At 74.2% G+C, this 13,982-nt stretch carries 14 protein-coding genes; 2 read left to right on the top strand and 12 right to left on the bottom strand.

The window, feature by feature from the left end; genetic code table 11:
• Window positions 1-13: 13 nt before the first annotated feature.
• Window positions 14-835 carry a helix-turn-helix transcriptional regulator gene (locus tag IE321_RS21450; protein ID WP_226651897.1) on the bottom strand — a complete coding sequence of 274 codons (822 nt, stop codon included), beginning with the start codon at window positions 833-835 and terminating at the stop codon, window positions 14-16.
• A gap of 157 nt (window positions 836-992) precedes the next feature.
• On the opposite strand from IE321_RS21450, the gene IE321_RS21445 reads away from it, so the two are divergent.
• The gene (locus IE321_RS21445) at window positions 993-2,405 is read left to right on the top strand and encodes an MFS transporter (protein ID WP_043221472.1); all 1,413 of its coding nucleotides are present in this window, start codon (window positions 993-995) and stop codon (window positions 2,403-2,405) included.
• Window positions 2,406-2,408: 3 nt separating this feature from the next.
• On the opposite strand, the gene IE321_RS21440 is transcribed toward IE321_RS21445, so the two are convergent.
• The 5 genes from IE321_RS21440 to IE321_RS21420 form a co-directional block, all read right to left on the bottom strand.
• Window positions 2,409-2,762, bottom strand: coding sequence for an MmcQ/YjbR family DNA-binding protein (locus IE321_RS21440; protein WP_043221473.1), 354 nt, complete (start codon window positions 2,760-2,762; stop codon window positions 2,409-2,411).
• Window positions 2,759-4,066: a hemolysin family protein gene (locus tag IE321_RS21435; protein ID WP_190224172.1), complete on the bottom strand. Its 1,308-nt coding sequence runs from the start codon at window positions 4,064-4,066 to the stop codon at window positions 2,759-2,761. Before IE321_RS21435 ends, IE321_RS21440 begins: the two co-directional genes overlap by 4 nt.
• A 13-nt stretch (window positions 4,067-4,079) precedes the next feature.
• Entirely contained in the window at window positions 4,080-4,577 is a 498-nt protein-coding gene (gene ybeY / locus IE321_RS21430) for an rRNA maturation RNase YbeY (protein ID WP_043221475.1), read from the bottom strand.
• An 11-nt stretch (window positions 4,578-4,588) separates the two neighbouring features.
• A complete protein-coding gene (locus IE321_RS21425) occupies window positions 4,589-5,626 on the bottom strand; it encodes a PhoH family protein (protein WP_051841742.1) in 1,038 nt (345 codons plus the stop codon).
• A gap of 105 nt (window positions 5,627-5,731) precedes the next feature.
• The gene (locus tag IE321_RS21420; RefSeq protein ID WP_226651896.1) at window positions 5,732-6,805 is read right to left on the bottom strand and encodes a PfkB family carbohydrate kinase; all 1,074 of its coding nucleotides are present in this window, start codon (window positions 6,803-6,805) and stop codon (window positions 5,732-5,734) included.
• 460 nt (window positions 6,806-7,265) lie between these two features.
• On the opposite strand from IE321_RS21420, the gene IE321_RS21415 reads away from it, so the two are divergent.
• Window positions 7,266-8,612: an MFS transporter gene (locus tag IE321_RS21415; protein ID WP_190224171.1), complete on the top strand. Its 1,347-nt coding sequence runs from the start codon at window positions 7,266-7,268 to the stop codon at window positions 8,610-8,612.
• Between the two features lie 13 nt (window positions 8,613-8,625).
• On the opposite strand, the gene IE321_RS21410 is transcribed toward IE321_RS21415, so the two are convergent.
• The 6 genes from IE321_RS21410 to IE321_RS21385 form a co-directional block, all read right to left on the bottom strand.
• A complete protein-coding gene (locus IE321_RS21410; RefSeq protein WP_190224170.1) occupies window positions 8,626-9,378 on the bottom strand; it encodes an RICIN domain-containing protein in 753 nt (250 codons plus the stop codon).
• A gap of 71 nt (window positions 9,379-9,449) precedes the next feature.
• A complete protein-coding gene (locus tag IE321_RS21405; protein ID WP_190224169.1) occupies window positions 9,450-10,439 on the bottom strand; it encodes an adenosine deaminase in 990 nt (329 codons plus the stop codon).
• Between the two features lie 10 nt (window positions 10,440-10,449).
• Window positions 10,450-11,352, bottom strand: a complete 903-nt coding sequence (locus IE321_RS21400) for a ribonuclease Z (protein WP_190224168.1) — start codon at window positions 11,350-11,352, stop codon at window positions 10,450-10,452.
• 3 nt (window positions 11,353-11,355) lie between these two features.
• Window positions 11,356-11,715 (bottom strand): histidine triad nucleotide-binding protein, encoded by a 360-nt coding sequence (locus IE321_RS21395; RefSeq protein WP_043221480.1) that lies wholly within the window; start codon window positions 11,713-11,715, stop codon window positions 11,356-11,358.
• Between the two features lie 60 nt (window positions 11,716-11,775).
• The gene (locus IE321_RS21390) at window positions 11,776-12,885 is read right to left on the bottom strand and encodes a tetratricopeptide repeat protein (RefSeq protein ID WP_190224167.1); all 1,110 of its coding nucleotides are present in this window, start codon (window positions 12,883-12,885) and stop codon (window positions 11,776-11,778) included.
• The coding region (locus IE321_RS21385) for an ATP-binding protein (protein WP_190224166.1) at window positions 12,882-13,982 on the bottom strand (1,101 nt) is incomplete at its 5' end. The genes IE321_RS21390 and IE321_RS21385, both read right to left, overlap by 4 nt.

Genomic DNA, 13,982 nt, shown 5'->3' with positions numbered 1-13,982 from the left:
TCGGGGCCAGCGGTCAGCCCGCCAGCGGGTACAGGGCCCCCCGCCGGCCCTCCGGCGACACCAGCCACTCCAGCTTCTCGGCCGTGCCGGCCTCCGGCAGCGGGGTGTGCAGCACGATCACCAGGTCCGGGCGGGCCGGCACCCGCAGCTGGGTGGACTCCATGACCAGCAGCCCGGCCACCGGATGGTCCATCTCCTTGCGGTTCTGGCCGCCCGGCCGGATGTCCCGGCGTGCCCACAGCTCCACGAACTCGGCGCTCGCCGCCTTCGCCTCCTCGACCACCGCGCGGAAGCCGTCGTCGTCCGGGACCTCCGAGCAGGCCGACCGGAACTGCGCCACGATGCTCGGCGCCAGCTCCTCCCAGCCGCGCATCCGCGACCGGTACATCTCGTCGGTGAAGAAGTCGATCAGGCAGTTCCGGGTGACGTCCGGGCGCATCCCGAGCACGGCCGCCGCCGCGTCGTTGTACATCACCGTGTTCCAGTACACGTCCATGATGTGCGCCGGGAAGGGCATCCACGCCTCGATCAGCCGCCGCAGCCCGTCGCACATGTCCCGGTCCTCCGGGGCCGCTTCGAGGGCCGGCGGGTTCAGCGCCGCCAGGACGTACAGATGGCGCCGCTCGGCCGGGCTCAGCCGCAGCACCCGCGCCACCGAGTCCAGCACCTGCGGGGAGACGGTGATGTCCCGCCCCTGCTCCAGCCACTGGTACCAGCTGACGCCGACCCCGGCGAGGACGGCGACCTCCTCCCGGCGCAGGCCGGGCGTACGCCGCCGGCCGCCGCCGTCCGGCAGACCCACCTCGGCCGGGGTGATCCGGGCCCGGCGGCTCATCAGGAACTCGCGCAGCTCGGCCAGTCGGTGCGCCTTGCCCCCGGCGCCCTCCGTCGCTGTGACCACGTGTGCTTCCTCCCCCGGACGCCTGGTGGTACGACCAACAGGATAAGTTCCCGCTCCCCGGCGTTGTTCCCGGCGCACGAGAGTCGTGGGCATGGCAACCGTGTCCTCGCCCCCGTCCCCGCCCGTCACCCCCGCACCCCCGACCCCTGCCCCCGCCCTCACCGGCCGGGCCCGGCTCGTCCTCGTCGTCCTGTGCGCCGCCCAGTTCATGGTGTCGCTGGACTTCTCCGTCCTCAACGTCGCGCTGCCCGCGCTCGGCGCCGACCTCGGTATCGGGCCCTCGGCCCTCCAGTGGGCCGTCACCGCCTTCGCCCTGCCGTCCGGCGGCTTCCTGCTGCTCTTCGGCCGGATCGGCGACCTCTACGGACGCAAGAAGCTCTTCCTGACCGGCCTCGCGGTCTTCGGCGCGGCCTCCGTGCTCGCCACCCTCGCCTGGAGCCCGGCGGTCTTCCTCGCCGCCCGCGCCCTCCAGGGCGTCGGCGCCGCCGCGATCGTGCCGACCGGCATGTCGCTGCTGACCACCACCTTCCCGGAGGGCCCGCTGCGCGACCGGGCGCTCGGCATCTCCGGCACCCTGCTGTCGCTCGGCTTCACCATCGGCATGGTCCTCGGCGGCGTCATGACCGACACCCTGGGCTGGCGCTCCACCATGGGCCTGCTCGCCCTCTTCAGCGCCCTGGTGCTGCCCCTCGCGCCCCGGCTGCTCACCGAGTCCCGCACCCCTGAGCGCCCCCGCCTCGACGTGCCGGGCGCGGTCACCGTCACCGGGGGTCTGCTCTCCCTGATCTACGCCCTGTCGACGGCGGCCGAGCGCGGCTTCGGCGGCGTGGACGTCCTGGTCACCCTGGTCGCCGGGGTGGCGCTGCTGGTCGCCTTCGTGGTCGTGGAGTCCCGCAGCGCCGCCCCGCTGGTCTCGCTGCCGATGCTGCGCCGGCGCACGGTCGCCTTCGGCAACCTCGGCGGGCTCGTCACCTTCTCGATGATGTCGACCATCATCTTCGTGCTGACGCTGTACCTCCAGGAGACGCTGGGCCTGTCCAGCTTCGCCACCGGTCTGGTCTTCGGCGTCCAGGGCGTGGTGTCGGTCTTCGCCGGCACGGTCGCGCCCCGGCTGATCGGCCGCTTCGGCGCCCGCCGCACCCTGGCCGCCGGGCTCGCCGGGCAGGGCGTCCTCGTCGCCGCCCTGCTGGGCATCGGCACCTCCTCGGGCGCCGTCTTCGCCGCCGTCGCCGTCTCGGTGGCCTCGATGTTCCACCTGGTCGCGATCATCTCGTACGGCGTCACCGTCACCTCCGGCGTCCCCGACGAGCAGCAGGGCCTGGCGACGGGTCTGGTCACCACCACCCAGCAGGTCGGCCTGACCGTCGGCATCCCGCTGCTCGGCGTCCTCGCCACCACGGGCGACAGCCTGTACGACGGGGTGCGCACGGTCATCGCGCTGGACGCGGCGATCGTGCTGGCCGCCGCGGTCCTGGTCGCCCTGGGCCTGCGGAAGCGGGCCTGAGGGTCAGGGCCGGTCGAGGCGGAGCCGTACCGCCTTCGGCAGGCCGGCCACGACCAGGTCGTACGAGTCCTCGATGAGCTCCCGGACCATCCGGTCCGGGAGCCCGGCCACCTCGACCGTGTTCCAGTGACGCTTGTTCATGTGGTAGCCGGGGGTGATCGCCGGGTGCTCCTCGCGGAGCCGTACGGCGTCCTCCGGATCGCACTTGAGGTTGACCCGCAGCGGCTCGCCGTCGAGCCAGGAGAGGGCGAAGAGCTTCCCCGCCACCTTGAAGACCGAGGTGTCCGGCCCGAAGGGGAACTCCTCGGTGGCGTCGTTGAACTCCAGGCAGAAGGCGCGCAGCCGGTCCGGGGTCACTCCGGGTCCTTCCCCTCCGCCCCGGCCGGGACGACCGGCTCGACGAGGACGGTGACGATCTTGTTCCGGCGGCCGGCCGGGGCCTCGGCGGTCAGCCGCAGCTCCCGCCCGTCCGGCAGGGCGACGACGGCGGAGGCGCCCGAGATCGGGACGCGGCCGAGGGCCTTGGCGAGCAGACCGCCGACGGTCTCCACGTCCTCGTCGTCGAACTCGTCGGGACCGAAGCCGTACAGCTCGCCCAGGTCGCCGATGTCGAGACGGGCGGTCACCCGGTGGCGGTCGTCGCCGAGCTCCTGGACCGGCGGCAGCTCCCGGTCGTACTCGTCGGTGATCTCGCCGACGATCTCCTCCAGGATGTCCTCGATGGTGACGATGCCGGCCGTGCCGCCGTACTCGTCGATGACGACGGCGACGTGGTTGCGCTCCTGCTGCATCTCGCGCAGCAGGTCCCCGGCGTTCTTGGTGTCGGGGACGAAGGCCGCCGCGCGCATCGCGGTGGAGACCAGGTCGGCCTCGGCGTCGCGGTTGATGTGCGTCTTGCGGACCAGGTCCTTCAGGTACACGATCCCGACGATGTCGTCCTCGTTCTCCCCCGTCACCGGGATGCGGGAGAAGCCGGAGCGCAGCGCGAGGGTGAGGGCCTGCCGGACGGTCTTGTACCGCTCGATGCAGATGAGGTCGGTGCGGGGCACCATGACCTCGCGGACGAGCGTGTCGCCCAGCTCGAAGACCGAGTGCACCATCCGGCGCTCGTCGTCCTCGATGAGGGACTCCTGCTCGGCGAGGTCGACCATCGCCCGCAGCTCGGCCTCGGAGGCGAAGGGGCCCTTGCGGAAGCCCTTGCCCGGCGTCAGCGCGTTGCCGATGAGGATCAGCAGCTGCGGGATCGGGCCCATGATCCGGGCCAGCGGCAGGAGGACGTACGCGGCGGCCGTCGCGGTGTTCAGCGGGTGCTGGCGGCCGATGGTGCGCGGTGAGACGCCGACGGCCACGTAGCTCACCAGGACCATCACGGCGATCGCGACGAGGAGCGCCTCCCAGGTCTCCGGGAAGTACTCCAGGCAGGCGTAGGTGACGAGGACGCCGGCCGCCATCTCGCAGGCGACGCGGACGAGCAGCGCGACGTTGAGGTAGCGGGTGGGGTCGGCGGCGACCTGGGCGAGCTTCTCGGCCCCGCGCCGCCCGGAGCGGACGGCCTCGGCGGCGCGGAAGCTGGAGACGCGGGCGAGCCCGGCCTCGGCGCAGGCGGCGAGCCAGGCGACGACGACCAGGGCGACGGCGCCGAGGATCAGCTGGATGCTCATCGGGCGCGCGGGGTCAGTTGACGGTGGGGGCCGGGGACGGGCCGGTGAGGCCCTTCTCGGCGCGCCAGCCGTCGACGATCGCCGCCTGGAGGCCGAACATCTCGGCCTTCTCGTCCGGCTCCTCGTGGTCGTAGCCGAGCAGGTGGAGGACGCCGTGGACGGTGAGGAGCTGGAGCTCCTCGTCCATGGAGTGGTTCGTCGGGGCGTCCTCGCCCTGCTTCTTGGCGACCTCGGGGCAGAGCACGATGTCGCCGAGGAGCCCCTGCGGCGGCTCCTCGTCGTCCTTGGCCGGCGGACGCAGCTCGTCCATCGGGAAGGACATGACGTCCGTCGGTCCGGGGAGGTCCATCCACTGGATGTGGAGCTGCTCCATCGCCTCCGCGTCCACCACGATCACCGAGAGCTCGGAGAGCGGGTGGATGCGCATGCGCCCGAGCGCGTAGCGGGCGACGTCGAGGATCGCCTGCTCGTCGACCTCGGTGCCGGACTCGTTGTTGACGTCGATCGACATGTGCGGTGCTTCTACTTCCCGTTGCGGCCGGTGCGCTGCTCGTTGGCGCTGTCGTACTTCTCGTACGCGTCGACGATACGGCCGACGAGCTTGTGCCGGACGACATCGTGGGACGTGAGCCGCGAGAAGTGGACGTCGTCGACCCCGTCCAGGATGTCCTGGACCTGCCGCAGACCGCTCTTCGTGCCGTTCGGCAGGTCGACCTGGGTCACGTCACCGGTGATGACGATCTTCGAGTCGAAGCCGAGCCGGGTGAGGAACATCTTCATCTGCTCGGGGTTCGTGTTCTGCGCCTCGTCGAGGATGATGAACGCGTCGTTGAGCGTCCGTCCGCGCATGTACGCCAGCGGCGCGACCTCGATCGTCCCGCTCGCCATCAGCTTGGGGATGGAGTCCGGGTCGAGCATGTCGTGCAGGGCGTCGTAGAGCGGCCGCAGGTACGGGTCGATCTTCTCGTAGAGCGTGCCGGGCAGGAAGCCGAGCCGCTCGCCGGCCTCGACCGCCGGGCGGGTCAGGATGATCCGGGTGACCTGCTTGGACTGGAGGGCCTGCACGGCCTTGGCCATGGCCAGGTAGGTCTTGCCGGTGCCGGCGGGTCCGATGCCGAAGACGATCGTGTGCTTGTCGATGGCGTCGACGTAGCGCTTCTGGTTGAGCGTCTTGGGGCGGATGGTGCGGCCGCGGCTGGAGAGGATGTTCTGGGTGAGCACCTCGGCCGGGGTCTCGTCCGTGCCTTCGCCGTCCTCGCTCGCCTTGAGCATGGCGATGGAGCGTTCCACTGCGTCCTCCGTCATCGGCTGTCCGGTGCGGAGCACCAGCATCATCTCGTCGAACAGGCGCTGCACGAGGGCGACTTCGACGGCGTCGCCGACCGCGCTGACCTGGTTGCCCCGGACGTGGATGTCCACCCGGGGAAAGGCCTGCTCGATGACCCGGAGCAGGGAGTCGCCGGAGCCGAGGACGGTCACCATCGGGTGCTTGGCCGGCACCGCGAAGTGGGCGCGGGCCTCGTCCGCCGCGCCGTCGGGGGCTGTGGGTGTCTGCGTCATGGGCCGGCCCTGTGGCCTGCGCATACCTCCTGCTGCGGGGGTTCTCGCTGCTCGACAACCTCTCGCCCCCAGCCTACGACCTGGTGCCCGTGAGCCCGAAGCGGTTTACGGGACCGCGGCCCGGAAGCCGATGGTGGGCACCGCGCGGCGCGGCGGCCAGGGGCGGGCGGGGGCCGGGAGGAGGTCCTCCAGGAAGGCGTAGCGGGCGCGCAGCGCCTCGGGGTCCTGCCGGTCGTCGTGCTGGACGTGCTGCCACCAGGCGGCGATCTCGGTCCAGGTGGGGGCGGAGAGGGAGCCGCCGAACTCCTGGACGGAGAGGGCGGCGGTGAGGCCGGCGAAGGCGAGGCGGTCGGCGAGCGGCCAGTCGGCGAGGGTGCCGGTGACGAAGCCGGCGACGAAGACGTCGCCGGCGCCGGTGGGGTCGAGGGCCTCGACGCGGATGGCGGGGACCTCGGCGGTCTCGCCGGTGGCGCCGTCGACGGCGTAGGCGCCCTCGGCGCCGAGGGTGACGACGGCGTAGCGGACCTTGTCGGCCAGGGCGCGGGCGGCGGCGCGGGGGCATTCGGTGCGGGTGTAGCGCATCGCCTCGGCGGCGTTGGGCAGGAACGCCTCGCAGTGCTCCAGGTCGGTCAGGCCGGCCAGGTCCCAGCGGCCGGTGTCGTCCCAGCCGACGTCGGCGAAGACCCGGGCGCCGTCGCGGGCGGCCCGGGCGACCCACTCCTCGGTGCGGCCGGGGGCGAGGGAGGCGACGGCGGCCCGGGCGCGCGGCGGGCGGACGGGGGAGCCGTCGGGGCGGGGCGCCTCGTGGCCGTGGGAGACCATCGTGCGCTCGCCCTCGTAGGCCATGGAGACGGTGACCGGGGAGTGCCAGCCGGCGACGGTGCGGGAGAGCGAGAGGTCGATGCCCTCGCCCTGTTCGAGGGCGTCCCAGCAGTACTCGCCGTAGTGGTCGTCGCCGAAGGCGGCGGCGAGGGAGGTGCGCAGGCCGAGGCGGGCGAGCGCGGTGGCCATGTTGGCGACGCCGCCCGGGCTGGAGCCCATGCCGCGGGCCCAGGACTCGGTGCCGCGGACGGGGGCGCTGTCGAGGCCGGTGAAGATGATGTCGAGGAAGACGGTGCCGGTGAGGAAGACGTCGCAGGCCGGGTCGGCGGGCTCGCGGACGGTCTCCAGCGGGTCGATGCCGGTCTCGGGCCCGTACGGCTCGGCGGGGCGGCCGGCGCGGCGGGGGTCGGCGGGGCGGCCGGCGCCCGCGTCGGCGGGCCGGTCCGCGCGCGCGCCCGTGTGCCGGTCGCCGCGCCCGTCCGCGCGCGGGTCCGCGGGCCGGCCTCCGCGCTGGTCTCCGCGCTGGTCTCCGCTGGCTGTGCTCACGGCGAACTCCCCGGTCGTGGTGCGGCGGGACCGGCACCCGGGGTGCCGGTCCGGACAGTGTGCCCGATGGGGTCGGGGAGACGGGGGTGACGCGACGGATCGTCGCGCGATACCCCGCTTCCCTCCACCCAAACCGATTGTGTCCCGTATCACAGGACGAATCGGGGGAGAGTGCCTTCTCCGCCCATTCGGTTGCTTGATACACATGGTGCCGCGACCCCGTGGATCACCGGGCGCCGTCTCATTCCCCCGTTCAGTTCCTGGAACGCCCATGTCGTCGCGCCCGCGCGCCCGAGGGGCCCTCGCCGCCCTCGTCGCCCTCTTCTCGGCCGGTTACCTCGCCCCGTACCTGCTGCCGACCGTCGTCGGCCGGCTCGCCGCCGGACTGGGCCTCGGCCCGTCCCAGGCCGGCCTGGTCGGTTCGGTGCTGCTGCTCGGCTCCGCCTCCGCCGGTTTCACGCTCGCCGCGCGCGTGGAGCGGATCGGCCCGCGCCGGGCGGCCCGCCTCGGGCTGCTCGCGATGGCCCTCGGGTACGGCTCCGCCGCCGCGACCGGCAGCCTGCCGCTGGTGGTCGCCGGGGTGGTCCTCGGCGGCTTCGGCTCGGGCACCGCGACGGCGGTGGCGGCCTCCGGGATCGCCGGACGACCGGATCCGCAGCGGGCCTCCACCCTGGGCCTGCTGTCGGTCTCCGCCACGGCCGGCGCGCTCTACCTGACGCTGCCCCGGCTCGGCGGCGGCCACTCCCTGCCGCTGCTGGCGCTCGCCGGCGCGGCGCTGCTGGTCTGGCCGGTCACCGGCCGGCTGCCGGGCGCCACGCGCGCGTACCGGGGCGCTCCCGGCCCGCACACCCCGGCGGCGGGCGGGCCGCTGCCGTACCGCCGGGCGGGCGCGGTCCTGGCCGGCTGCCTCCTCTGCTGGTCCCTCGCCCAGAACGCGCTCTGGGGCGTGAGCGGCCGGATCGGCACCGGCCAGGCGGGGCTCTCCGAGGTGACCGTCGGCGCGGTCTTCGCGCTGGCGCTCGGCGCGGGCCTCACCGGGGTCACCGCCGCCGGGGCGCTCGGCTCGCGGCTCGGCCGCGCGGTGCCGATCGGCGCCGGCACGGTCCTGATCGCCGGCTGCGTGCTGCTCAGCTCGGCCGCCGGAGGCCTGGCCTCCTTCGCGACCGGCGAGATCCTCTGGAACGCCGTCTACCCGGTGGTCCTCTCCTACCTGCTGGGCCTCGCCGCCTCCCTCGACCCGCGCGGCCGCTGGGCCGTCCTGGTCGGCTCGGCGTCCTCGCTCGGCACGGCCTGCGGCCCGCTGGTAGGCAGCGTCCTCTCGGAGGCGGCCGGCTATCCGGGCATGGGCGCGGTCCTGGCCGGCCTGCTGCTGCTGGTGGCCGCCCCCATGACGGCGGTGGCCCGGCACGCCTCCGGCCGCCCGCTCGTCCCCGGCTCCGTCCGCCGCCTCGTCGCGGCCCTCGCCGCCGTCGTCGCGGGCACCACCCCCACGACGACCGCCCTCCTCCCCCAGGTCGGCGCCCCGGAGCAGGAGATCGCCCCGATCCCGGCCCCGGCGACGGCCGCCCGCCGCGCCCGCTCGGCCTTCCGCCTGGCCCGCCCGTCGGACCGGGGCTGACCGGGCCGCCCGGTCAGAGGGGCGCGAGCCACCAGAGGCGCTCGGGGGACGGGTCGCAGGGCACCTGGTGGACGGCCGCGCCGGACTCCGTACGCGCGTCGACCACGGCCAGGCACAGTCCGCTGTTCCTGTTCACGACCCGGTAGAGGTCCCGCCCGCCGGTGTCGCGGCGTTCGTGCTCCACCCGCCAGAAGTGGTCGCGCCAGTCGCCGCACTCGAACTGGTTGACCTTCGTCCCCGCCTTCAAGCTCCCGCCGGGGACGGCCGCGCACCGGCCGCTGCTCCCGTTGACGATCCGGTGGAGGCGCCGCCCCACGGGGTCCGCCCCGTCCGGCCGGAGCTGCCACACGTCGTCCGGGCCGTCGGCGCACGTCTCCTGGTCCAGGTCGACGACCGCCGTGCCCGCCCCGTCCGGCACCGCCAGGCACAGCCCGCTGAGCTCGTTCACGATCCGCAGCGGCCGGTCCCCGGGTGGCGCCGTCCCCGTCCCCCCGGAGGCCGGGGGCTCCGACGACGCCGAGGGGCCCGACGGCTCCGGCACCTCCGTCGGGGAGGCCGGCGTCGTCGTCGTGGACGGCAGCTCGACCGACACCTGCGCGCTCGCCGGCGGCCGCTGCGTCGCCGTCAGGAAGGTCGCGACGATCCCCGCCAGCGGCACCAGCACGCCGGCCGTCCACCAGGCCCAGCGGGGCGGCTGGTACGAGCGCCCGCTCTCGCCCACCTGGTCCGAACTCCCCGCCCCGCCGGGCCCGTTCACATCCGCCACTCGCTGCTCCCCCCGAAACGAACGATCCTCCCAGTATCGCCGGGAGGATCGTTCACGGAAAGGACCAGGCCCTAGAAGCGGTACGCCTCCACCTCGGCGAGGTACCGGGCCCGGCGGGGTTCGTCGTCCTCCAGGAAGGAGGCTTCGAAGGAGTGCCGGGCCAGGGTCCGCAGCTGCTCGGCGGTGAGGGCCAGGGCGTCGGAGACGGCGGCGTAGTTGTCGCCCGCGTAGCCGCCGAAGTAGGCGGGGTCGTCGGAGTTGACGGTGACCAGGAGGCCGGCGTCCATCATGGCCCGCAGCGGGTGGTCGGCGAGGGTGTCGATCACCCGGAGGCGGACGTTCGACAGCGGGCACAGGGTGAGCGGGATCCGCTCGCGGGCCAGGCGCTCGACCAGCTCCGGGTCCTCCATGCAGCGCAGCCCGTGGTCGATCCGCTCCACGCCGAGGACGTCGAGGGCCTCGCGGACGTAGGCCGCCGGGCCCTCCTCGCCCGCGTGGGCGACCCGGCGCAGGCCGAGCCGGGCGGCCTCCTCGTAGACCTCGCGGAACTTCGCCGGCGGGTGGCCGACCTCGGCCGAGTCGAGGCCGACGCCGGTGATCCGGTCCAGGTACGGCTTCGCGGCCTCCAGGGTGGCGAGGGCCGACTCGGCGGACTCGTCGCGCAGGAAGCACAGGATGAGCCGGGTGGAGATCCCGTACCGCTCCTCGGCCCGGTCGAGGGAGGCGGTCAGCCCCTCGATCACGGTGCCGATCGGGACGCCCCGGGAGGTGTGGGCCTGCGGGTCGAAGAAGATCTCGGCGTGCCGGACGCCCTGCGCGGCGGCCCGCTCCAGATAGGCGTCGGCGAGGTCGGTGAAGTCCTCGGGGGTCCGCAGGACCGCCATCAGCGCGTAGTAGAGGTCGAGGAAGGACTGGAGGTCGCTGAAGCGGTACGCCTCGCGCAGCTCGGCGGTGTCCGCGTACGGCAGCGTCACCCCGTTCCGCTCGGCGAGCGCGAAGGCCAGCTCGGGTTCGAGGGTGCCTTCGATGTGGAGGTGCAGTTCCGCCTTGGGGAGGGGCATGGGTGGTGCTCTATCTCTTCGGTACGGGGACCCGCATGAGGTCCTGGGCAATGCTCAGCTCGCCCTCGAATCCGGCGGCCCTGGCCTGCCGTTCGAACTCCGACGGGTCGGAGTAGCGCTGCGAGAAGTGGGTGAGGACGAGGTGCCGCACGCCCGCGTCGCGGGCGACGGCGGCGGCCTGTCCGGCGGTGAGGTGTCCGTGGTCCTCGGCGAGCCGGACGTCCGCGTCGAGGAAGGTCGACTCGATGACCAGCATGTCGGCGCCCTCCGCGAGGGCGTGCACGCCGTCGCAGAGCCGGGTGTCCATGACGAAGGCGAAGCGCTGCCCGCGCCGGACCTCGCTCACCTCGTCGAGCGTGACGCCGTCGAGGACGCCCTCGCGCTGGATCCGGCCCACGTCGGGGCCCTTGATGCCGTGCGCGGCGAGCCGCTCGGGCAGCAGCCGCCGCCCGTCGGGCTCGACCAGCCGGTAGCCGAAGGACTCGACGGGGTGGGAGAGGCGGCGGGCCTCCAGGGTGAAGGCCCCGGTGACGGCGAGGACGCCGTCCCGCGCGACCGGCGCCTCGGTCAGCTCGACGGACTCGCGGTAGGCGGTGGCGTACCGCAGCCGCTCGAAGAAGTGCCGGCCGCTCTCCGGGTAGTGCGCGGTGACCTGGTGCGGGACCTGGTCGAGGTTGATCCGCTGGATCACCCCGGCCAGGCCCAGCGAGTGGTCGCCGTGGAAGTGCGTGACGCAGATCCGGTTCAGGTCGTGCGCGGCGACGCCGGCCAGCAGCATCTGGCGCTGGGTGCCCTCTCCGGGGTCGAAGAGGATGCCGTGGCCGTCCCAGCGCAGCAGGTAGCCGTTGTGGTTGCGGTGCCGGGTCGGGACCTGGCTGGCGGTGCCGAGGACGACGAGTTCGCGGACGGACACGGACTATCCGGGGGGCCAGGTGAGGCCGCGGCCGCCCAGCACGTGCGCGTGCGCGTGGAAGACGGTCTGGCCGGCGCCGGTGCCGGTGTTGAGGACGATGCGGTAGCCGCTGCCGTCGACCTTCTCCAGCTCGGCGACCTCGCCGGCCTCGCGCAGCACGTCGGCGGCGACGGTCGGCGCGGCCGCCGCGAGCGAGGCGGCGTCCGGGTAGTGGAGGCGCGGGATGACGAGCACGTGGGTGGGCGCCTGCGGGTTGATGTCGCGGAAGGCCAGCGTGGTCTCGGTCTCGCGGACGAGCGTCGCCGGCACCTCCCCCGCCACGATCTTGCAGAACAGGCAGTCGCTCTGCGGCTCTCCGGCCATGCTCCGGGCCTCCTCGCCCTCGGGTGGTCAGTACCTGCGCATGCTATCCGGCGGTCCCCGTCAGTCCTTGGGCATCCGCCGGTTGAGGGCCGAGCGGCTCACCCAGTACGTGATGACCACGGCCCAGAAGAGCGGGGTGCCCAGTGCCCCGACGACCCCGGCGTCGAAGGACCAGAGCGCCAGGGTGACCGCCGAGTACAGGCCGAGCAGTCCGACGGCGGCGGCCATCGCGAGCACCGGCCGGCAGTTGCGGGCGACCAGCAGCAGCGGGCGGCGCAGCCGGGGCGGCACCCGGCGGGCCATCCACACGGCCCAGCCGGCCCAGGCGCCGACGAGCACGACGGCGCCGACGACGAAGGGCACGACGGCGTCGGCACCGGTCGCGCCGGTCCGGACCGGGGCGGAGCCGAGCACGGAGGCGAGGAAGCCGAGCAGGGCGACCCAGCGGGCGCCTGCGGCGGTGCCCCAGGCCATCGCCTCCAGGTTGAAGCGGGCCTTGCGGTCGCCGAGGTCGAGCGCGGCGGAGGCGACGAAGCCCTCGGCGGCCTGGGTCCAGGCCCCGCGCCGCAGCCAGCGGCGGCGGAGCCTCAGCAGCGAGAGGTTGTTGTGGGCCTCGCTGCTCTGCGGGTTGAGCCGCAGGGTCGTCTCGTACGCCCGCCGGGCGGTGGCGTGGTCGCCGCGCCGCTGGGCGGTGAGGCCGACGAGGAAGTGGGCGGCGTCCTCCTCCGGGCCGAGGGCGACGGCGGTGCGGGCGGCCTCGTAGGCGGCGGCCGTCCGGACCGGGTCGCGGCCGCGGCCCGCCTCGGCGGTCTCGGCGAGCGCGGTGCCGAGGGCGTAGTGGCTGCCCCAGAACTGCGGCGCCAGTTCGACCGTGCGGTGGGCGGCGGCCTCGGCGTCGCCGTACCGCTTGAGGCCGAGCAGGATCTGGGTGCGCATCAGGTGCGCCATGAGCAGCTCGGGCTCCGCGCGCAGGGCCTGCTCGACGGCGGTGAGGGCGGCCGCGTGGTTCCCCGCCCGGTGCTGGCAACGGGCCAGCAGGGTGAGCGCGTCGGCGTCCTCGGGGTCGTCGGCGAGGTGCCGGGCCGCGAGCTCCCCGGCCTGCTCGTACCGTCCGGCGTCGTAGAGCGCCTCGGCCCGGGCGAGCGCGGAGGGCGTGGCGGGGGTGGTCACAGCTTGCGCTTCCGCTTCAGGTAGGCGAGGAGGTCGTCGTAGAGACCGCCCTCGTTGGCGAACATGGCGACGTTCCGGGCGGCCGCGAACCAGGGCTCGGTGGACGGCCGGATCTGCTTGGCGGCGCCGAGGAGGTCCTTGGTGGTGATGAGGCGGACCGTGCCGGTGCGCGCGGAGTCGAGGAGGGCGGCCTCGGCGGCGGTCTCGCACAGGTGGGCGAGGTCGGCGCCGGAGAAGTCCTCGGTGACCTTGACGAGCTTGCCGAGGTCGACGGCCTCGATCGGCCGCTCGCGCAGGTGGTAGCGGAGGATCGCCTCGCGGGCGGGCGCGTCGGGCGGCAGCACGAGCAGGGTGCGGTCGAGCCGGCCGGGGCGGCGCAGGGCGAGGTCGACGTCCCAGGGCACGTTGGTGGCGGCGAGGACGAAGACGCCTTCGTTGCCGGCGCCGGAGGCGATGCCGTCGAGCTCGGTGAGGAGCTGGTTGACGACGTTGCGGAGCCCGTTGTTGTGGGTGCGGGAGCGCTTGCCGCCGAGGGCGTCCAGCTCGTCGAGGAAGACGACGCAGGGGGCCTGGCGGCGGGCGGTCTCGAAGATGTCGTGGATGTTCTTCTCGGAGGCCCCGATCCACATGTCGAGGACGTCGGAGAGCGAGACGGTGAGGAAGTTCGCGCCGAGCTCGCCGGCGACGGCCCGGGCGATGAAGGTCTTGCCGCACCCGGGAGGGCCGTACAGGAGCAGCCCGCCGCGGAGCGACTTGCCGTAGAGCCGGCGCAGTTCCGGGTTGCGCATCGGGGCCAGGAAGGCGGCTTCGAGCCGGTCCTTGACGTCCGTCATGCCGCCGACGTCGTCGAGGCGGACGGCCCCGGGCGCGTCCACGTCCCAGGCGGCGGCGTCCCCGGCGGGCCCGTCCCCGCCCTCGGCCTGCGGCTCCTCCAGGAACCGCGGCCCGACGAGATCGGACACCTGCTCCTCGGCGGCGGCCCAGTCGAAGGACGGCCTCGGCTCGGCCGGTACGGGGCCGGGCGGGGGCTCCTGCGGCCCGGAGGGGTCCCGCGGCCCCGGCGCGGGCGGCGGCGCGGCCTCGGGCCGCACGGGAGC

The organism is Streptomyces hydrogenans (assembly GCF_014656075.1).
Lineage (GTDB): Bacteria > Actinomycetota > Actinomycetes > Streptomycetales > Streptomycetaceae > Streptomyces > Streptomyces hydrogenans.
Note: the sequence above shows the minus strand (reverse complement) of the source record. Positions and strands in the feature narration are given on the sequence as shown.